20 protein-coding genes are annotated in these 20,014 nt (G+C 72.1%); all 20 read left to right on the top strand.

Annotated elements, in window-relative coordinates; genetic code table 11:
* Positions 1 to 15: 15 nt before the first annotated feature.
* The 20 genes from HUT19_RS41880 to HUT19_RS41785 all read left to right on the top strand — a co-directional run bounded on the left by HUT19_RS41880 (position 16) and on the right by HUT19_RS41785 (position 20,001).
* A complete protein-coding gene (locus tag HUT19_RS41880; protein WP_176188192.1) occupies positions 16 to 1,863 on the top strand; it encodes a hypothetical protein in 1,848 nt (615 codons plus the stop codon).
* 34 nt (positions 1,864 to 1,897) lie between these two features.
* Positions 1,898 to 2,647 carry a hypothetical protein gene (locus HUT19_RS41875; protein WP_176188190.1) on the top strand — a complete coding sequence of 250 codons (750 nt, stop codon included), beginning with the start codon at positions 1,898 to 1,900 and terminating at the stop codon, positions 2,645 to 2,647.
* Positions 2,648 to 2,777: 130 nt separating this feature from the next.
* Positions 2,778 to 3,188, top strand: coding sequence for a head decoration protein (locus HUT19_RS41870; RefSeq protein ID WP_176188189.1), 411 nt, complete (start codon positions 2,778 to 2,780; stop codon positions 3,186 to 3,188).
* 14 nt (positions 3,189 to 3,202) lie between these two features.
* The gene (locus tag HUT19_RS41865) at positions 3,203 to 4,273 is read left to right on the top strand and encodes a major capsid protein (RefSeq protein WP_176188187.1); all 1,071 of its coding nucleotides are present in this window, start codon (positions 3,203 to 3,205) and stop codon (positions 4,271 to 4,273) included.
* A gap of 2 nt (positions 4,274 to 4,275) precedes the next feature.
* Positions 4,276 to 4,566 carry a hypothetical protein gene (locus tag HUT19_RS41860; protein WP_176188185.1) on the top strand — a complete coding sequence of 97 codons (291 nt, stop codon included), beginning with the start codon at positions 4,276 to 4,278 and terminating at the stop codon, positions 4,564 to 4,566.
* 91 nt (positions 4,567 to 4,657) lie between these two features.
* The gene (locus HUT19_RS41855) at positions 4,658 to 4,990 is read left to right on the top strand and encodes a hypothetical protein (RefSeq protein ID WP_176188183.1); all 333 of its coding nucleotides are present in this window, start codon (positions 4,658 to 4,660) and stop codon (positions 4,988 to 4,990) included.
* Complete coding sequence (locus HUT19_RS41850) at positions 4,987 to 5,835, top strand: hypothetical protein (RefSeq protein WP_176188181.1); 849 nt, start codon at positions 4,987 to 4,989, stop codon at positions 5,833 to 5,835. The genes HUT19_RS41855 and HUT19_RS41850 overlap by 4 nt, the downstream gene beginning before the upstream one ends.
* On the top strand, positions 5,832 to 6,107 hold the full coding sequence (locus HUT19_RS41845; protein ID WP_176188179.1) for a hypothetical protein: 276 nt from the start codon (positions 5,832 to 5,834) through the stop codon (positions 6,105 to 6,107). Before HUT19_RS41850 ends, HUT19_RS41845 begins: the two co-directional genes overlap by 4 nt.
* On the top strand, positions 6,098 to 6,319 hold the full coding sequence (locus HUT19_RS41840; protein WP_176188177.1) for a hypothetical protein: 222 nt from the start codon (positions 6,098 to 6,100) through the stop codon (positions 6,317 to 6,319). The genes HUT19_RS41845 and HUT19_RS41840 overlap by 10 nt, the downstream gene beginning before the upstream one ends.
* Before the next feature lie 42 nt (positions 6,320 to 6,361).
* On the top strand, positions 6,362 to 6,742 hold the full coding sequence (locus HUT19_RS41835) for a hypothetical protein (protein ID WP_176188175.1): 381 nt from the start codon (positions 6,362 to 6,364) through the stop codon (positions 6,740 to 6,742).
* Positions 6,739 to 7,167 (top strand): DUF6093 family protein, encoded by a 429-nt coding sequence (locus tag HUT19_RS41830; protein WP_176188173.1) that lies wholly within the window; start codon positions 6,739 to 6,741, stop codon positions 7,165 to 7,167. Before HUT19_RS41835 ends, HUT19_RS41830 begins: the two co-directional genes overlap by 4 nt.
* Positions 7,164 to 7,571 (top strand): HK97 gp10 family phage protein, encoded by a 408-nt coding sequence (locus HUT19_RS41825; protein ID WP_176188171.1) that lies wholly within the window; start codon positions 7,164 to 7,166, stop codon positions 7,569 to 7,571. The genes HUT19_RS41830 and HUT19_RS41825 overlap by 4 nt, the downstream gene beginning before the upstream one ends.
* Positions 7,568 to 8,002, top strand: coding sequence for a hypothetical protein (locus HUT19_RS41820; RefSeq protein WP_176188169.1), 435 nt, complete (start codon positions 7,568 to 7,570; stop codon positions 8,000 to 8,002). Before HUT19_RS41825 ends, HUT19_RS41820 begins: the two co-directional genes overlap by 4 nt.
* A gap of 101 nt (positions 8,003 to 8,103) precedes the next feature.
* Entirely contained in the window at positions 8,104 to 8,643 is a 540-nt protein-coding gene (locus HUT19_RS41815) for a hypothetical protein (protein ID WP_176188167.1), read from the top strand.
* Positions 8,640 to 9,209: a hypothetical protein gene (locus tag HUT19_RS41810; protein ID WP_176188165.1), complete on the top strand. Its 570-nt coding sequence runs from the start codon at positions 8,640 to 8,642 to the stop codon at positions 9,207 to 9,209. The genes HUT19_RS41815 and HUT19_RS41810 overlap by 4 nt, the downstream gene beginning before the upstream one ends.
* 374 nt (positions 9,210 to 9,583) lie before the next feature.
* A complete protein-coding gene (locus HUT19_RS41805) occupies positions 9,584 to 14,782 on the top strand; it encodes a phage tail tape measure protein (protein WP_176188163.1) in 5,199 nt (1,732 codons plus the stop codon).
* Positions 14,779 to 15,675 carry a phage tail domain-containing protein gene (locus HUT19_RS41800; RefSeq protein ID WP_176188161.1) on the top strand — a complete coding sequence of 299 codons (897 nt, stop codon included), beginning with the start codon at positions 14,779 to 14,781 and terminating at the stop codon, positions 15,673 to 15,675. The genes HUT19_RS41805 and HUT19_RS41800 overlap by 4 nt, the downstream gene beginning before the upstream one ends.
* Before the next feature lie 14 nt (positions 15,676 to 15,689).
* Positions 15,690 to 16,622 (top strand): hypothetical protein, encoded by a 933-nt coding sequence (locus HUT19_RS41795; RefSeq protein WP_176188159.1) that lies wholly within the window; start codon positions 15,690 to 15,692, stop codon positions 16,620 to 16,622.
* Positions 16,622 to 17,722, top strand: coding sequence for a hypothetical protein (locus HUT19_RS41790; RefSeq protein ID WP_176188157.1), 1,101 nt, complete (start codon positions 16,622 to 16,624; stop codon positions 17,720 to 17,722). Before HUT19_RS41795 ends, HUT19_RS41790 begins: the two co-directional genes overlap by 1 nt.
* On the top strand, positions 17,719 to 20,001 hold the full coding sequence (locus HUT19_RS41785; protein WP_176188155.1) for a hypothetical protein: 2,283 nt from the start codon (positions 17,719 to 17,721) through the stop codon (positions 19,999 to 20,001). Before HUT19_RS41790 ends, HUT19_RS41785 begins: the two co-directional genes overlap by 4 nt.
* Positions 20,002 to 20,014: the final 13 nt, after the last annotated feature.

The following is a 20,014-nucleotide window of genomic DNA, read 5'->3' as shown; positions in this document are numbered from 1 at the left end:
GTCCGGAGGGACGACGTGGGCCTGCGGCAATTCCTCATCGACGCCTGGGGCTGGCTCAACTTCAAGCCGGTGTACGCCGATCCGACCACCGGCGACCCCAACCGGCGGGCCTTCCCGTCCGCGTACGCCACCTGGGTGCCCGAGGAAGACACCCGCCGCCTCGCCGCGTACACCGTCCTCGCCGCCTACGACGGCGGCCAGGCCGGCGAACTCGCCGAGGTCCGCGACGGGCCCTCCGCCCGTGAACGCCGCGAGTACGGCGACCCGGCCGCCTTCGTCGACGCGATCACCTCCGATGTCCTCGGCGACGAACAGCGCATCGTGGTGGCCGGCACGGAGCCGGACGACACCACCACGTTCGACGAGGAAGCCCGCGCGGTCCAGGAGGACCTCCTCACCTGGGCCGAGGACGAGCAGCTGGCCATGCGGATGCAGCAGGCCGAGCGCAAGGCCGTCGGCCTGGGGGACGCCATCTACCGGGTCTCCTGGGAGCCCGACAAGCGCCGCCCCGTCGTGCGCGTCATGGACCCCGGCTTCTACTTCCCCATCCTGGGCGACGACGGCGGGGAGTTCCCCCACCGCGTGCACTTCGCCTGGGAGATCCCCGAGGACAAACGGCGCGGCCTCAAGGCGCGGCTGCGCCGCATCACCTACGAGCTCGGCCCCATCCGCCCGGCGACCGTCTCGGGCGCCGACCGGCGCGGCCGGCCGCTGCGTGCCTTCGTCGGCGACGAGGACGACCCGCAGCTCACCCCGGGCGACACCGCCGACGAGCACGGCAGGATCTGGCGCCAGTACGCCTGGAACGACGAACCGTCCGACCTCACCTGCTACCTCACCGACGCCACCTGGCTGCTGGAAGACCTCGAGCGCACCGACGACGTCGACAACCTGCCGATGGGCAAAGCCACCTACGCCCAGAGGGGCGACGGCGAAGTCCTCGACGCCCTCGACCTGTTGATCGACTTCATTCCGGTGGTCCACCTGCCCAACACGGTGCCCGGCGCCGAAGAGCACTGGGGTAAGGCGTCCCTCGCGGCAGTCCTTCAGATCATGGACGAGCTGGCGGCATCCGACACCGACGCGGCCCGCGCCTCGGCGACCACCGGCATCCCGATCCTGTCCGTCTCGGGCCTGCAGGACGGCCGGGCCAGCGTGCAGGTCGAACCCGGCACCGTCTTCCGGCTGGCCGACGGCGGGCGCATGGACGTCGTGAACACCGCACCCCAACTCGCCCAGCTCCTGGCCACGGTGGAGACCCTGCGCGAGCGCGCAGCGGTCAACCTGCGCCTCCCCCCGATCGCACTGGGCACCCAGGACCCGGCGCAGCTGCCTTCCGGCTACGCCCTGAAGATCTCCCTCGGCCCGCTCGACAAGCTGATCGCCGCCATGCGCCTGGCCCGCCGGCACAAGTACCAGCTCCTGCTGCGGTTCGTTCAGCGGTTGTTTATCGCCGGGCAGCACCCCGACTGGATCGGCCGCGGCGTCCACCCGGCGAACATGGTCTTCGGCGCTTACACCCCCACCGACCGCATGGGCGTGCTCGAGGAGGTCGCCACCGCGTACGCGGCCCGGCTGATCAGCCTGGAGACCGCGCTGCGGATGCTCGCCGAGGGCGGCTGGCCGATCGAGGACATCCCGGAAGAGATCGAGCGCATCCAGTCCCGCGCCTTCGACCAGGCCGCCGCCCTCGCCGACGCCACCGGTGATGCCGCCGCCGTACGCGACTACCTCGGCATGAAGCCCGCCGACCCCGAGCAGATCCCCGCCCCGGTCCTGCCCGGCCCCAGCGGCCTACCGGCCGCGGAGGGCACCGGAGTTGACGCGGGACAGCAGCAGTCAAGATCGCCCGTAAACTCGTAGACGGCGCGGGGGCGCACCGGTGGAGGACACCCACATGCCCGACGAACCGCCCACCCCGGCCATCCCGCCGGCCCCGGCTCCGAACCCCGCCCCGCCCGCGGCCCCGCCGGCCTCGCCCCCGCCGGTCCCCACGCCGAAGGACGTCGCCGACCGCCAGAGCGGCCAGGGCAGCGACGAGGAGACCGTCACGGTCACCCAGAAGCGCCTGAGCCTGATGATGACCCGGGAGAAGGACCAGGGCAGGCAGTCCGCGCTGCGCGACCTCGCTGCGGAGGCCGGTCTCGACCCGGACAGCGTCGACGCCGAGCAGATCAAGCAGGTCCTCGGCGACGCCAAGAAACTCAAGGAAGCCCAGCTGTCCGAAGAGCAGCGCCGGGAGGCCGCGTTCGCCGACCGGGAGAAGGCGATCACCGCCAAGGAGACCACCGCCGCCGAGACCCTGGCCGCGGCCCAGGCCAAGCTGCAGGAGGCGCAGCGCACCTCTGCGCTCATCGGCCTCGGTGCAGCCGACGCGGACCTCGAGGACGCCCTCGTGCTGCTGGACAAGGCCCTCGCCGAGACCCCGGACGCCGACGCCGATGCGATCGCGGAGGCGGCCAAGGACCTCAAGAAGCGCCGCCCCGCCCTGTTCGGGACGCCCACCCCCACACCCCAGACCCCGCCCGCTCCGTCCGGCTCCCCGGCCGGCGGACCCCCGCAGCGCCAGGCCCCGACCGGCAAGCCCGGCGACGCCGGCCGCGCGATGGCCGCCCGCATGTTCGGCACCGGCGACCAGGCGGCCTGACCGGCCGCCGCTCCGCACCACCGCACCACCCCTGGGACCACGCCCACCCCCTTCCTCCCCGTGGACGACGGCACCAACTGCGGTGCCCCGCTCTTCTGCTGCGCCCGTCCCACGGGAGGACGACCCCGGCATGGATATCCAGCCGATCACCACCACTCAGAGCCTGCGGGTCGGTCGCCCCTGGCTGCTGTCCAGCCACGGCACCGAGACCAACCAGACGATCACCCTCGACGTTGCGAAGTTCGCGGAGAACACCCACTGGGTGCGCGGCATCAAGACCGTCGAGGCGCATTTCAAGTCCGGCCTGCCGCTGGCCCGCAACGCCACCAGCGGCCTGTACGAGCCGTACGACCCGGCCGCGACCGACGGCCACGAGGTCCTCGCCGGCTTCCTCGACACCGAGACCGCCTTCGGCGTCGGCGCCACCCGCATCGGCGCCGCGCTGCGCATCCACGGCCTCGTCGCCCCGGCGAAGCTCCCGGTCGCCTTCGACGCGACCGCCGTGAAGAAGACCACCGCCTCCGTCACCTACGCATCCTGAGAGGGAGCCCCGTCATGCCGACCGAGATGCACGACATGCTCGAGCTCCTGCTCCGGGAGCTCACGGCGACCGACATCAACGCGTTCGTCCGCGCGATCCCCGGGCCGGAGGACTACGAGCTGACCCGCAGCGTGCTGCCGGAAGTCCGCCTCAACACCGTCAAGTGGAGGGTGAAGCGGACCAACCGCCGGGTGCCGGCGGCCAAGTACCGCGCCTGGGACGCGACCACGCCCATCGCGACCCGCGAGATCACCATGGTCGAGACCGAGGGCAAGCTCCCGCCACTCGGCCAGAAGTACCTCGTGGGCGAGATGGAGCAGATCCTCCTCGACGCCGACCGCGGCGCCAACTCCGACGAGCTGGTCCAGGCCGTGTACGACGACGTCGCCGCGCACGTGCTGTCCATCCGCTCCCGCATGGAGCTGGCCGCCGGTGACCTGCTGGCCGACGGCAAGTTCACGCTCAAGGGCGAGAACAACCTGTACATCGAGTACGACGCCCAGGTGCCGGCCGCCCACATGCCCACCGCTCCGGTGCCGTGGACCGACCCGACCGCCGACGCCCTCGCGGACGAGATGCGCTGGATCCAGGCGCTGCGCGACGCCCGGGCACCGCTGCCCACCCGGATCTTCACGTCCTTCAAGGCCAAGAGCCTCCTCGCGGGCAACCAGTCCTACCGGGCGGCCTACTACGGGTCGCTGCTCGGCTCGCAGATCCCCACCGCCGTCCTCGCCCCCAACGAGGTCGACGCCGTGCGTGCGCGGTACGGGCTGCCGCCGATCACCGTGTACGACGTGCAGATCCCCCTGGACGACGGCACCAACCCGCGGGTACTGCCGGAGAACCTGTGGCTGATGCTGCCGCCCAACCCGCGCCAGTGGGGCGAGACGCAGTACGGCATCACCGCCGAGTCGCTCGTGCTGTCCCGCGGCACCAACCCCGCGATCCTGCGGGAGGACGCGCCCGGCATCGTCGTCACCCACGGCTACACCGACGACCCGGTCACCGTGTGGACCAAGGTCGCGGCCTCCGCCATGCCGGTGATGTACGTGCCGGACATCCACATGGCCGCGCGGGTGTGGTGACCGTGCCCCGACTCCTCTCCACCGTCTACGTCAAGGACCCGACCTCGCACGAGTGGGTCATCTGCGAGGCCGGAACCGAGCCGGAGCCGCACCTGGCCCAGCTCATCCGCACCCCGTCCGCGTGGGAGAACGGCGAGGTGCCCGAGCCCGACCCGGCGGACACCCCGGCGGCGCCCGACCCGGGCGCGGGCGGGGGCGGGCAGGAGCCCGCTGCCCAGGAGCCGGCCGAGCCGGAACCGAAGCCGGAGAACAAGCCGCGCACCCGGCGCACCACCGCCAAGGCCGAGGAGTAACCCGGCCCCTCGCCGTCCGGTACGGGCCGGGCCCGTCCTCACCCGGCCCGTACCGGACCCCCTTTTCTTCCCACCCGTCTGGGGCTGCCCCATGGACGACGCCTCCCGCCGCTGGCTGCTGGCCACGCTCGGCCCGGCCACCGACACCACCGACCTCGACCAGCGCTACGCCCGCCTGCACTCGCTGCGCGCCGTGGCGCTCGAGGTGCTGCGCGAACGCCGCGCGACGCTGCTTGCCCAGCCGCTGAAGGTGTCACTGTCCGGCGTCGTCTCCGTCGACACCAGCGGCAACGTGGCCGCCTTGGACCGGCAGATCGAAGAGCTGGAGGACCCCGCCACGCCCGTCCCCGGCGAGGAGACCCCTGGCGACGGCGACGGCCCGGGCGGCGGCGTGCTGTACCTGCGCGAGCGGCCCCGCCGATGAGCACCCCGCGCGAAACCACCCGCGACGAGGCCCTCGGCCAGCTCATCGCAGCCGCCCAACGCCAACTCGAGGCCGACTGGCTGCTGCTGACCACCGCTCAGCAGACCGTCCTGCGGGCCCTGTCCAGCGCGCGGCGCCGCGGCGCCCGGCCCGGCGCCGTACCGCCCGCCGTCCGTACGGCGCTGGCCGCCTTCACCGCGGCGACCGCCCGCTTCAACACCGACGTCGGCGCGCTCGTCGAACGGTGGACCGCCGTCGACCTGCCCAGGGCCTACCGGCTCGGCGCCGAGGACGCGCTGCGCTCCGCCCTGCTCACACCGGACGCCCGCAGGCCGGCCTTCGAGTGGAGCCCAACCCACCAGGACGTGCTGTCCGTCCTGACCGCGGCCTGCTACCCGGTCCTCATCCGCCGCATCACCGACATCGTCCGCCGGGCCCAGGCGTTCGCCCGGGCCGCCACCGCCGCCGCCCGCGCTCTTGATCCGCCCACCACGGACGACCTGGCCACCCAGCACCCGCTGGACACCGTCCCTTACGGCCGCGGCACCCAGCACCCGGCCGCCTCCTGGGCCCGGGCCGCGCTGTCCGCGCAGTCCGTCACCGTCGCTAACACCGGCGCGCTCACCGCCACCACCGCCGACCTCGAGGCCCGCTGGGTGCAGGTCACCGACGGCCCCGAGTGCGGGTGGACCAGCCATCCCGAACCCGACCGCGCCCACGACACCCTCCGCTCCGCCGAGGAAGCCGCCATCTACCCGATCGCCCATCCGGGATGCCTGCGCCGCTTCATCCCCCGCCCGGACCTCAACCACGACCCCGCCATCGAGGAGGGACAACCCGTATGAGCGCCCCGACCGCCCCGAGAACCGACCAGCCCCTGGTCATCGGCCGGATCGTCCACTACGTCTCCCGCGGCAGCGCCGACGGCCGCTACCCCAGCACCTGCCGTGCCGCGCTCGTCACCGCCGTCGACGACGCCGGACAGCCCGTCCTCGTCGTCTTCAGCCCCGAGGGCTTCTTCTTCAGCGGCCCCCTGCCGCACGCCGACGCCACACCGCTGGCCCCCGGCACCTGGCACTGGCCCACCATCGGTGAGGACGGCAGCCGATGCGCCTGATCGTCCGCGCCCCCGGCCGCGAGATCGAGATCGAAGTCGGCCAGAACAGCACCGCCGCCCTCAAGGCCGCCGAGACCACCGCGCTGCGCCTGCTTCAGGCCCTGCCCGCCGAACCGCCCGCCGACGACGTCCCCTTCGGGTTCGCCGTCAGCACCGACACCGAACGCGCCGACCCGCCCCCGGAAGCGGACGACACCGACGACCCCGAGTAGCCACCCGCCACCACCGCCACCGAGAGACGAGGACTCCCCGCCATGCAGGAACCCAGCCTGGCCGACGACCTGCACTCCGTCCGCATCACCACCGACGGAGTGCGCGCCGGCGTCACCCTCGCCGGGCACGAGGTCTCCGCGTCGCTGTCCGGCTACACCCTCGAGCACCGCGCCAACCAGCCCCCGCTGCTCGTGCTGTACGTCCGCCCGCCGGTCGACGCCGCCGTCTTCGACGGCTACGCCCAGGTCGCCGTCGCCAGCGAAGTCCCGCCCACCGACGCCATCGTGGCCTTCCTGGCCGGCATCGACCCGTCCCGCCTGCAGCAGGCCGCCCTCAACCGCGACGACCTCGACGGCAGCCCCACCGAACTGACCACCGCCATGCTCCGCCAGCTCACCGAGTGGGCCGGAGGCCGCCCATGACCCTCGACCTCCGCTTCCTCGGCGCGCTCGTCGAGGACCTCATGATGGGCGACACCATCCAGATCAGCCGCCCGGCCGGGCCCCCCATCCTCAACCCGGACACCGGCGACCTCGAGGCCCCGCCTCCGCACGTGGTGTACGAGGGTCCCGGCGCCGTCCTCGACGACACCGCCGCCCCCGGCATCACCGTGCCCGTCGCCGGCCAGCCCTACCCGGACGACCCCAAGACCACCTACCGGCTGCTGACCCCCGTCGACGCCCCGGTCGCCGCCCGCGACGACACCGTCCGTGTGCTGCGCGCCGCCCAGGACCCGGCGCTGGTCGGACGGACCTGGCGCTGCGCCCAGCCGGGCCTGGCCGCCACCGTCATCGCCGTCCGCGTGACCTGGCTGGACGAGAACAACCCGCGAGGGGCCAGCCCATGAGCCCCGCCCGGCGCTTCACCGACCCCGACCAGCTCGCCGCCGCCATGGCCCAGGCCGCCGCCCGGGTCGGACCGGCCACCGCGCGCGCCGTCGGCCACGAGGCCATGGTCTTGCAGGCCCTCATCCAGGCCGCCGCCAGCGGACGGCCCGGCCCGAACGTCATCACCGGCCGCTACCGGGCCAGTTGGCAGGTCCAGGTCCGCCCCCGCCGACACGGCGCCACCGCCACGGTGGGCACCTTCGCCCCCCAGGCCCGCCGCCTGGAACTCGGCTTCTACGGCGCCGACTCCCTCGGCCGGATCTACGCCCAGCCGCCCTTCCCGCACGTCACCCCGGCGCTCGCCCTGATCCAGCCCCGCTTCGCCGAACGGATCGCCACCGCCGCGATGGGGGCCTTCGAATGATCGAACGCCGCCTCGTATCCCAGGCACTGGGGGCACTGCTCGCTACCGCGACCGGCAAGCCGTGCGGCGCCGGGGCGCTGCCCCAGGTCGACGGCAAGCCGGCCGAGCCGCCGTACTCCGTACTGCGCTCCCTCACCCTCACCCTGGACGGGGCCCCGTTCACCGACCGGCATGAGGACAGCGACACCTACTACCAGGTCGACTGCGTGGCCCGCACCCACGCCCAGGCGGAATGGCTCGCCGACCGCGTCCGCACCGCCGTCCTCGGACGCGACACCGACGGGGCCTGGCTGCACGCCCTCACGGTGCCGGGCTTCAGCTGCTACGCCCGCGAACTGGCTCTAGACGCTGGCCCGGAGGACGACCCGGCCGCCGTTATCGTTTCTTATGTGATCAGATTCCAGCTCCGCTGGACCCCGGCGACCGGCTAGCCCGGCTCGCCACCCCGCACCGCGGCGGCCCCTTTCGCGGACACGGCACCAGCACCTGGTGACCGACCTGCACTGACGCGCAGACCCGAGGGGCCCATCCCATGGCACTGCCCACCGCCAAGACGGTTGAGAAGTACAGCCGCCGTGGCGTCTCCATCTTCCTGTGGCTGCCGACCATCGCCGACGCGGCGAACCTCAAGCCGACCCGCGCCGAACTCGACGGCAGCACCAACCTGTCCGCGGCGATCGCCAACATCTCCGGCTTCACGCTGGAGAACCAGAGCATCGAGACGCCCGACATGGGCGACGACTTCGATTCCTCCATCCCCGGATCCGACAAGGCCGAGGACTCCTCGTTCACCTTCTACGAGGACAAGGTCAGCGACGAGATCGAGCAGCTCCTGAAGAAGGGGACCATCGGCTACGTCGTCATCCTCCGCAAGGGCGACGTCCCTAACTCGAAGTCGATGGACGTGTTCCCGGTCCGCGTCGGCTCCCAGTCGCCCGCCTTCACCACCGACAACGAAGCGGCGAAGTTCGAGACGAAGTTCACCATCACCCGCCGCCCGGCCCAGGGCCTGGCCGTCCCGGCCGTCGGCAACACCGCGACCAACAGCACGAAGAAGGAGCTGACGTCGTGAGCGCCGCCGTCCACACCGAGCCGCCGGCCGCCGCCGTGGCCGCCGATGCCCACTGGTCCGCGAAGATGGCCCGGCTGCGGGCCCGCAAGGCCGCCGAAGTCCCCCTGTACCTGTGGCAGGACCAGGGCCTGCGCGACCGCTTCGAGGAAGCCCTGCGGCAGGCGAAGAACCTCCGCCAGCTCGTCGACGCCGACCCGGGCAACGACGCCCTGGCCAAGGAGGCGAAGGCGGCCGAGGCCGCCCTCGAGGAGGCCCGCGCCGCGTACGAGGCCGACTGCGAGGTCCTCACCTTCCGCGCCCTGCCCGGTGACGCCTTCGCCGAGCTGGTCAAGGAGCACCCGCCGACGGAGGAACAGGCCGAGTCCGGCTCCGACTGGAACGAGGACACCTTCCCCGCCGCCCTCATCTCCGCCGCCAGCGTGGACGGCATGAGCGAGGACGAGGCCACCGATCTGCTCGCCTCCTGGGGCATGGCCGACCGTGTCGAACTCTTCCAGGCCGCGCTCGCCGCGCAGAACACCAAGCGCAGCGACTGGGGAAAAGGCTCCGGGCCGACCCGCAGCTGAGGGCCGAGCTGGAGCTGTGCGACCGCTGGGGGATCCCGCACAGCGCCTTCCTCGGCGGTGACGGCACCTGGACGCCGGTCGACCGGGCCAAGGCCCTCGCCTACCGGGAGCTGCAGCGGCTCACCTGCCCCGACTGCGGCACCCGGCACGACGAGTGGGACGAGGACGCCGGCGGCGACCGCTTCGCGTACGTCGGCACCACCTCCCGCTGCCCCGGCTGCGAGCTGATCGCCCACGAACGCGATCACGTCCCCGACGGCCAGCACGGCTACGGCGTGAAGGTCGGCCTCATCCCCCGAGCACTGCACGAACAGCGCACCCGGGCGCACACCCGCCGGGATCACCGCCTCTAGCGAGCGGAAAGGAGAGCGGCGGTGGTCGCGTGGAGCCTCTCTGTTGCCCTGACGGGCAACGGCGACGGGCTCGTGCGCACCCTCAACCGCTCCCGCCGCGAGGCCCGCGACCTCTCCCGCGAACTGGCCGCCGTCCGCCGGGAGGTGGGCCGCCTTGGCGCGGGCGACCGCTCGCTGCGCACGCTGGCCACCGGCCTGCGCGGCGCCGCCACCCCGCTGCGCACCCTGCGCACCGGCGCCTCCTCGGCAGGCCGGGACCTGCGCCGCCTGGGCAGCGACGCCAACCGGGCCGCCAGCGCCCAGCGCTCCAGCGCCCGCGCCTCCCGCTCCGCGGCCACCGACCTGCGGGCCATGTCCCGCCAGCTCCGCACCGCCACCACCGACCTGGCATCCCTGGCCCGGGCGGCCCGCAACGCCGACGGCCGCCTCGCGGGCATCGGCCGCCGCGGCACCCGCTCCCTGCACGACACGGAGTCCGCCACCCGCCGTCTGCGCTCCGAACTGGCCGGGCTGACCGGGCTGTTGGCCGGGGGAGGACTGGTCCTCGGTCTGCACGAACTGATCGAGAACGGCAACGAGTACCAGCGCGGGATGGCCACCTTCGGGGCGGTCACCGGCGCCACGGCATCGCAGATGCAGCGCGCCTCGTCCACCGCCAAGGCCCTGGGCGCCGACATGGAGCTGCCCACCGCCACCGCCGGCGGCGCCGCCGAGGCGATGGTGGAACTGGCCAAGGCGGGCTTCCGCACCGACCAGGCCATCAGCGCCACCCGGGCGTCGCTGCAACTGTCGGCCGCCGCGAACGTCAACGCCGCAGATTCCGCCAAATATCTCGGCGACATGATGGACCAATTCGCCCTGGGCGCCGATCAGGCGGGCCGTGCGGCGGACATTCTCGCGGCAACAGCAAATGCCGCATCCGGCGACATCATCGATATCTACTATTCGATGAAATACGCCGGGCCGGTAGCCCATGGCCTGGGCGTTTCCATGGAAGAGGCCGCCGCAGCGGTCGGCATGCTCGGCAAGGCCGGTATTCTCGGCCAAACCGCAGGAACAACCCTCCGGGGTATTTTCACCAATCTCGCGAACCCCACGAAGAAAATGACCGAGGGTCTGCGCGAGATGGGCATCGAGGCGTGGGACACCGAGGGCCGCTTCAAGGGCCTGCGCTACGTCATCGACAAGCTGAGCCACGCTCAGCACGAGATGTCGCAGCAGGACTTCACCGCTGCCGCGGCAAAGGCGTTCGGCAAGCCCGCCCTCTCCGGCGCGATCGCGCTCGCCCACCAGGGCGTCGTCTCCTTCGACTCCCTCAACCAGGCCGTCAACGAGAACGGCGCCGCGGCGACGATCGCCGCGGCGAAGAACCAGGGCCTGGCCGGCGCCATGGTGCTGCTGAAGAAGCAGACCCGCCAGACCGGCCTGGAGATCTACGAGGGACTCGCCCCGGGCCTGGAGTGGCTCACCCGCGGACTCACCTCCGGACTGGCCTCCGCCACGCCGTACATCACGGGCGCCATCGGCTACGCCCGGGACCTGACCACCCTGTTCGGGCCCGACCTGGCCGCGCAGGCCCGCGAAGGGCTCGGCGGCCTGGTCGACGAGGCCAAGGGCCTCCTCGAGCCGCTGAAGGAACTGGGGGAGACCGCTCTCGCCGACGGCCTGCACGTCCTCATCAGCGCCGGGCAGGCCCTGATGACGGTGCTGGACAACCTCGCCCAGGGCGTCACCCCGATCGGGGAGGCCCTGGCCGACCTGGGCAGCGACACGGACGGCGCGGCCAACTCCCTCGACGTCATCGTCCTCGTCCTGGACGCGGCAGCCGCCGCCGTGGAGGCCCTCTCCACGGTCCTGGTCCCCATCGGGCAGGTCGTCGGCGGACTCGTCTCCGTCTTCGGCGCACTCCCGGGGCCCGTGCAGACGGCGCTGTTCGGGCTGCTGCTGTACCGCCGGGTCGGCCCGATCATGTCCGGCCTCGCCAGCACCATCAGCGGCCGGGTCACGGGCGCGGTCAGCAGCCTCAACTCCCAGATGGCCGTGCAGCGCAGCCTCGCGACCGCCTCCGGCCAGTCCATCACCCGGTACGGCGCCGCGTTCGCCGTGCTGCAGACCCGGGTTCCGATCATCGGGCAGATGGCGTCCTCCTTCCGGACCGCCTCCTCCGCCGGGTCGGGGTTCACCGGCACCCTCAACGGCATCACCCGGGCCGCGGGCACCGGCCTGCGTGGCGCGATGACCGGGCTGATGGGCGCGATGGGCGGGCCCTGGGGCCTGGCGCTCGCCGGCGTCACCGTCGGCCTCGGACTGCTCGCCGCCCAGCAGCAGAAGGCCGCCCAGGCCGCCGCCGAGCACCAGGAGCGCATTGCCGACCTGACCCGGGCGCTGCGCGACTCCGGCGGCGTCATCGACGAGAACGTGCGGGCCGCCGCGGCCCAGACCCTCCTCGACTACAAGCTGCACGACAGCAAGACCAAGCTGGTCGACGTCCTGGAGGAATCCGGCGTCTCCATGCGGACCCTCACCGACGCCTACCTCGGACAGGGCACCAGCCTCGCCGCTCTGGAGAAGAAGTACCGCGACCTGGCCGAGGCCAACAAGGAGTACGTCGACTACGCCGCCGGCAAGGCCAGCAAGCTCGAGTACACCGACACCGGCGAGCGGTACAAGAAGGCGGCCGACGCGCTGAAGTCGATGCGCGGCGAGATGGAGCAGGGCGTCAAGGACGCCAAGCGGCTCGCGGAGGCGCAGAATCCTTCCGGCCGGGCGCTGAGCGCGTACGACAAGCTCAAGGTGGCCGTCGGCGCGCTCGCCGACCGCACCGCCGACGCCGACCAGCGCACCCGCGCCCTGAAGGACGCCCTCGACCTGCTGTCCGGCGGGTCGGTGAGCCTGCAGGCGGCCCAGGCCCGGCTCAACGAGGCCGTCCTCAACGCCAGCGAGGCCGTCGACGACCAGATCAAGAAGTCCGGCGACTACGGCAAGAAGCTCGTCGGCCTCAACGGCACCCTCAACACGACCAGCCGCAACGGGCAGCAGCTGTTCAACAGCCTCAACAACATCTCCGACGCCGCAGCGTCCTCCGCGATCGCCTCGTTCGACTTCGCGCAGAAGCAGGGCAAGGACCTGCCGCAGTCCCTGCAGGCCGCGCGCACCGAGATGGACAAGGCCCGCAAGTCGGCCCTGGACCTGCTGGCCCAGTACGGCGTCACCGGCGCCCAGGCCCAGCAGGTCGCCGACCAGATGGGTCTGATCCCCGGCCAGGTGTCGATCCTCCTGCAGACCAAGGGAGTCGACCAGACGCTGGCCGAACTCCTCGCCGTGCAGGCCGAGTTCGCGCGCGTCCCCGACAAGCGCACGATCACCGTCGACGCGCTGGGGGAGCAGGCCAAGAAGGAGCTGGAGGACCTCGGCTACGCGATCGAGCTCATCCCCGGCACCCGCGAATACAAGATCACCGCTCCCACGCAGGGCGCCCGTGCCGAACTGGGCCTGCTCGTCAGCGCCCTGTCGTCGGTCCCCGCGGGCAAGGACGTCAAGGTCGACGCGAAGACCGCCGTCGCCGTCGGCGGCCTCGACTCCGTGATCGCCAAGATCAAGGCCACCCCCGGCGCGAAGTCCGTCACCGTCAAGACGCTGAACAAGACGGCGATGGACGCCCTGAACAAGGTCGGCTTCACCACCCGGACGCTGCCCGACGGCAGCGTGGAGGTCACCGCCAAGACCGGCACCGCCCTGTCCAACATCGCCGCGGTCCAGGGCGCCCGGGACCGGCTCAGCGACAAGTCGATCACCATCACCACCAAGCACGTGTCGGTCTTCTCGAACCTCGGCGCCGACCCGTCCAGCCTCGCCGACGCGCTGCGCAAGCAGGCCGACAACGTCCGCAAGCAGGCCGACGGCGGGATCGTCGACTTCTACGCCGACGGCGGCATGCGCAAGGAGAACCACGTCGCGCAGATCGCCAAGGGCGGCTCCTGGCGGGTGTGGGGGGAGGACGAGACTCACGGGGAGGCATACGTCCCCTTCGCCCACTCCAAGCGGCCCCGTTCCCGCCGGATCACCGAGGAGGTCGTGCGCCGCCTGGGCGGAGACCCGTCCGGGATCGACTGGTACGCCGACGGCGGCCTGTCGGACTTCTCCTACACCCCGGCCTCGTACACCACGCTGTCGTCGATCGCGAGCGAGTCCCAGAACAAGAAGGGCAACTTCAGCCTCGACATCTTCCTCAAGAAGCTGAAGGCGTCCTCCAAGGCGATGTCCCGCTGGCGCCGCGACCTGTCCACCGTCGCCGCCCGCGCCGGCACCGACGTCGCCAAGGCCCTCGAGGAGATGGGCGAGGACGGCGTCGCGCTGACCCGGAAGATGGCCACCGGCTCCGGCAAGTACGTCCGCCAGATGACCAAGGAGCTCAAAGCCCTCGCCGAGGCGTCCAAGGCGAGCCTGGGCGACTACACCGGGCAGCTCAAGAGCGCCGTGAAGGACCAGACCGCCTTCCAGCAGAACCTGGCCAAACTGGCCGCCTCCGGCTATGGCGACCTCGCCGCGCGCCTGGCCGAGCAGGGCGACCAGGACGCCGAGGACCTCGCGGCCCAGGCGGTCAAGAGCCCGAAGAAGGCGAAGGCCGCCAACGACGCCTCCAAGGCGGCGGGCAAGACGCTCTCGGACGAGCAGCTCGCCACCCTCGTGAAGATCATCGGGGCGACGAAGTCGAAGACCACCGGCATCCACGCCATCGCGGACGCGACCGGCCTCGACGAGGACGAGATCATCACGGTGGCCACCAGGGCCACCGCTCAGATCAAGAAGGCCCTCGGCTCCCGCGCGACACGCCTGCTCGCCGACCTCACCAAGGCCAACAAGGGCCTCGCCTACGCCGACGGCGGCATCCGCGAGGGCATCTACGCGACCTCGGGCGGCCTGGTCCGCTTCGCCGAACCGAGCACGCAGGGCGAGGCGTACGTGCCGCTCGCCCTCGGCAAACGCCGCCGCGCCACCGCCGTCCTGGGCGACGTCGCCGGGCGCTTCGGCTACGCCCTCACCGGCCTGCAGGACGCCGCGGCCGGCCGCGTGCAGGTCATCGTCGTTCAGCAGGCCGCCCCGCTGATCGGCAACCAGACCATCCAGATCGACCGTCCCGGCGCCACCGAACAGCAGATCGCCGCTGCCGTCGGCTACCAGCTGCGCCGCGCTCAGCGAGGCGGGGTGCAGCACCGATGAACGCCATCCTCAAGGACCACCAGCACGAACTGGGCGGCGTCGTCATCGGCACCGGCACCCCGGTCCCCATTGCCGCCATCGAGGGCCTGGGCCGCGCCGAGGTACGCACCGCCGACGTCGACCCGCCCAGCGCGGACGGCATCTGGCTCGGCGCGGACTACTACACCGGCCGCACCGTCCGCATCGACGCCGCGATCAAAACCCCCGGCGACCAGGTGGCCGCCCTCGACCTCCTCGCCGCAATCCAGGACGTCCACGACGACCCCGCGCTGCGCCTGACCGGCGGCGCCACCACCGAACTGCGGCTGAAGTTCCCCGGCCGCGACGTCCGTGTCCTCAACGGCCGGCTCCGCAAGGCCGACCCGGACCTGACCCAGCTCGTCAACGGCTGGGTGCCCCTCGACCTCGAGTTCCTCGCCGCCGACCCCCTCTACTACAGCGACACCCCCCAGCACGCCACGATCCCGCTCGGCATGATCTCCGACGGGGGGTTCACGGCGCCCGTCGTCGCGCCCATCGTCGTCGACCCAGGCCCGGACGGCACCACCCGGCCCGGCTGGATCCAGGTCGACGGCAAGGCCCCGACCTGGCCCGTGCTGCGGATCTACGGCCCGTGCGCCAACCCACGCATTACCCACGTCGAGTCCGGCCGCGTGCTGCAGCTCAACACCGTCATCGACCCGGGCGACTTCATCGAGATCGACACCCGGCCCACCTGGCGCTCCGTGCTGCGCAGCAACGGCGGCAACGCCGCCACGGCACTGACCGCCGCCTCCCGCATCGACACGTTCACGCTGCCCACCGGCGTCAGCGAGCTGCGGTGGACCGCCACCGACCCCACCAACTCCGCCCGCCTGACCGCCACGTGGCGGCCAGCCTGGCCCACCCTGTAGAGGAGCGACCCCGTATGACCCTGGCCCAGGCGCCGCTGCTCACCACCGGCGCGAAGCACTCCGCCCAGACCTTCCGCATGATGATCCGCGACCTGTCCCGCGGGGCCGAAGGCGTCACCGAGGGCAACGACCTGAAGGTCACTCCGCTGACCGTCCCGGCCGGCGGCGTCCTGGTGGGGGAGGGCTCTGGCATCGTCCGCGGGCGCGCGGTGCCCTGGCAGGGCCACTACACCGCGTACAACATCGGCACCGAGCAGGTCCCGATCGCGCCGACCGGCGCCAGCCCGCGCACCGACATGGTCGTCCTGCGCGTCCTGGACCCGGAGTACGAGGGCAACCGCAACCCGGCCACCGACGACACGGTGTTCTTCGACGTCATCTCCGGGGTCTCCAGCACCGCCACCGCCGTGCCGGCCGGGTACTCTGCGATCCCCCTGGCCCGAGTGAGTCTCCCGGCGAACACCGGCACCGTCACCGCCGCGATGATCACCGATCTGCGGCGCATCGCCAACCCCCGCCGCGAGCGCTCCCTGTACCCGAGCTTCCCCACGACGCTCAGCACCCTGGCGTACTCGGACGCCAAGTGGCACGTCTGGCCGGCCGCGGCGACCTGGAACGTCGCCGTACCCTCCTGGGCCACCACCGCGAAGATCATGCTCACCGTCGCCGGGCTGCGCTACACCAAGGCCGACGTGTTCGCGCAGATGCGCCAGTACCTGGGCACCGACGTCGGCCAGGCCACCGTCATCGACGACGACCAGGCCAACAACACCCGCCGCAACACCATCGTCCTCGGCGACACCATCACCCTCTCCGCGGCAGCCCGCGGCACCACCCAGCGCCTATACGTCGAGACCTACATGTACAAGTCCCCGACCGGCGACCTCAGCGTCGACGCGGGCACGTCGATCTTCGCGGACGTCGAGTTCAGCGAGGGGATCATCTGATGGCGTCCGCCTACCGCTACCTCGCCCAGCACGCCCTCACCGGCGAGATCATCAGCCCGGACGTGCCCCTCACCGACGTCGAGTTCGGCCCCGAACTCAACGGGCCCGGCGCCCTGACCGGCAAACTCGCCCCGCGCTTCGCCCGCTCCCTGCCGGACGTCGCCGACGAAGGCAACGTCCTGCTGTACGCCGAGCGCGACGGGCACCTGCGCTGGGGCGGACTGCTGTGGCAGGCCACCCCCGAGGACCGCACCCTCTCCCTCGAGGCGGCCGGCTGGTCGTCGTACCTGCAGCGCCGCCACGACGTCCACGGCGAACTCAACGGCCGCGGCCCGTACGTCAACGCCGACCCCTGCAAGGTGATCCGGGACGTCTGGGCGTACGCGCAGTCCCTGCCGGACGGCAACCTGGGCGTCGTCGTGGACCCCACCACCTCCACCGCCAAGGTCGGCACGACCGCCGAGCCGCTGAAGTTCTCCTGGTGGGAAGAGCCGGTCCTCGGTGACGCCGTCGACGACCTGGTCTCCGCCGACGACTCCCCGGACTACACGTGCGACACCGCCTGGGGCGCGAACGGCGCCATCGTGCGCAGGCTGCGCCTGGGCTACCCGCGGCTGGGCACGCGCCGCACCGACGTGTCCTTCTCCACCGGCATCAACGTCCTCGACGCCCCGCCCGTCCCGCGCTCCGCCGACGAGTTCGCCAACACCGTCATTGCCACCGGCTCCGGCGAGGGCCGCAACAAGCGCCGGCACATCGACAGCGTCCGCGACGGACGGCTGCGCATGGAGACCGTGCTGGCCCTGCCGGAGGTCAAGGGCACCGACATCCTCGCCAAGCGGGCCGCCGCCGACCGCAAGCGCCGGCAGATCCGCGGCACCATCGAACAGATCCGCATCCGCCCCGACCACCCGGCCGCCCCGCTGGGCTCCTTCCAGGTGGGCGACGACGTCTACACCCGGGTCCACAACGACTGGGTGTCCTTCACCGGCTGGATGCGGGTCATGGGCTGGAGCGTCCGCCCGGGCGGCAGCGACGGCGAGAGCGTCACCGTGAGCCTCGCCCGGGCCGACTCCTTCCACTACGGGGCCGCCGCGTGAGCAGCCTCGACATCGGCTCCCGCCTCGCCCGCATCGAACGGCAGATCACCGGCCTCCAGCGCGCCAGCCGCCTCAGCCACGCCTCCCTGGAAGACACCGCCCTGGAGGTCTACGACGTCGGCGGCTCGCTGCGGGCCGTCATCGGCCAGCAGGGCGACGGCACTTCCGGCGTGGTCGCGGTCAACGGCCCCCGCCCGCCCGTCCCGTCCGCCCCGCAGACCGAACCCGCCCTCAACGGCGTCCGCATCACCTGGGACGGCGCGTTCACCGACGCGGATGCCGCCCCGCTGGACCTCTCCCGCGTCCAGGTGCACCTGATGACCTCGGCGGACGCCGAGCCGGACGTGATGTGGCCGGCGGCCACGATCGAGGCCGCGTCCGGCGCGTCGGTGACCATCGCCACCAACTACTACGACCCGATCTGGGTGCGCCTGGTCGCGGTCAACACCTCCGGTACCCCCAGCCTGCCCTCCGCGGCCGTGCAGACCGCCGCGCGCCGCGCGGCCTCCACGGACGTCGGCACCGGCGTCATCCAGCAGGGCCACATCGCGGTCGGCGCCATCATCACACCGCACCTGGCGGTCGGTTCGGTCACCCCCGACCAGATCGCCGTCGGGCAGGGCACCAACCTGATGCCCGACCCCGGCTTCGAGGGCGCGGCCACCGCGGCCGCGATCGCCGCGGCCGGCGCCCCGTGGTCGCTGGCCCCCGGCAACCGCACCGGCATCGGCGTCCGCGCAGACTGTCTGGCCGACACCCCCACCTACTTCACCCTGCCGCTGGCCCGGGTGCCCATCCTCGCCGGCGTCCAGCTCTACATGGCCGTCGACATCCTCACCTCCGACGACCTCAACGCGAGCGGCGTGAAGATCCTCGCCCGGTGGGAGAACGCCGTCGGCACGGTCCTCGGCTACGGCGTGGTGGAGAAGACCACCCCCATCCCCGGCATGTGGCAGCGCATCACCGGCCAGGTCGCCGCCCCGCAGGGCACCACCCAGGCCGTGCTGTGCCTGGAGTCCTCCGCCGCCACGGCCGGCTGGGTCGTGTTCGACAACTCCGAAGTCCACACGATCTTCGGTCGGGTCACCGGCGGCGCCCGCGCGGAGATCGGCCCCCAGGGGGTGCGCCTGTTCGACGAGACCGGCGAGGAGGCGGTGTCCCTGGTCACCGGGGCACCCCAGTACCTGACCCTGCGCAACAACGGCGAGCCGGTGGCGACGATCGACACCGACGGATCCGCCGGCTTCAACGACGTCAACGTCGCCGGGGAGCTGACCGTGGGCGGGGAGCCCGTCAGCGACCTGTTCGGGGCCGGGCCCAAGGGAATCATCGCGCGCGCCGCCCCGGGCACCACCGTCACCACAACGGGCAGCGAGATGGGCTATCTGGAGCTGCCCTTCACCGCCGAGGCAGGCCGCCTGTACCGGATCGTCTTCCGGGCCACCGCCGACCTCGACAACGCCACCGATGGCGAGATCCACCTCTACCTGCGTGACGGGGGCACCGCGAAGCCCACGCTCACCTCGACCCTGCGGGAAACCGAGATCCTCACGCCGTCGCACACCGGCCGCTTCCAGCGAGTCGACCTGGAACACGTCACGAGCGCCACCACCCTGGGTCCCGGCCTGCACCGCCTGCTGCTCTCGTTCCAGAACTCCGGCGGCACCAGTGGGCAGACCCTCGAACTCGGCCTGGGCACCACCGGCCGCACCAACGTCTTCTACGTCGAGGACATCGGCCCGGAGATCCCGCTGACCGGCGTGTACAACACCGGCGGCGGCACCGGCGCCGAACCGGTGCAGACGTACACCAAGACCTACGCGGCCTCCTGGTCCGGGTCGTACGCGAGCCGCTCCGGCTACAACGCCTACTACGGCAACTCCTGCCTGCAGGGCTACTACTCCGCCAACAACGGCGTGCAGGCCAGTTTGATCGGCTTCCCCGCGGCCCTGGCCACCGACCTGTCCGGCGCGAAGATCAACAAAGCCGAGATCTATTTGTACTTCGACCACTGGTACTACGCGGACGGCGGCAAGGCCGTCATCCGCGCCCACAAACACGCCTCCCGGCCGGCGAAGTTCTCCTGCGACACCGAGGCGCAGACCATCGCCTGGAAACGCAACCAGGGCAAGTGGGTCGACATCACCGCAGTGTTCGACTCCACCACGTGGCGGGGCATCGCGCTGGACCCCAACACCACCGACAAGACCTTCTACGGGAGGGCCCGCGGGTACGGGCAGACGTACCCGCCGAAACTGCGCGTCACCTACACCAAGTAAAAGGAGGGGCTTC

The sequence above is a fragment of the Streptomyces sp. NA02950 genome (genome assembly GCF_013364155.1).
Taxonomy (GTDB): Bacteria; Actinomycetota; Actinomycetes; order Streptomycetales; family Streptomycetaceae; genus Streptomyces.
This window is presented reverse-complemented; position numbering and strand designations above follow the sequence as displayed.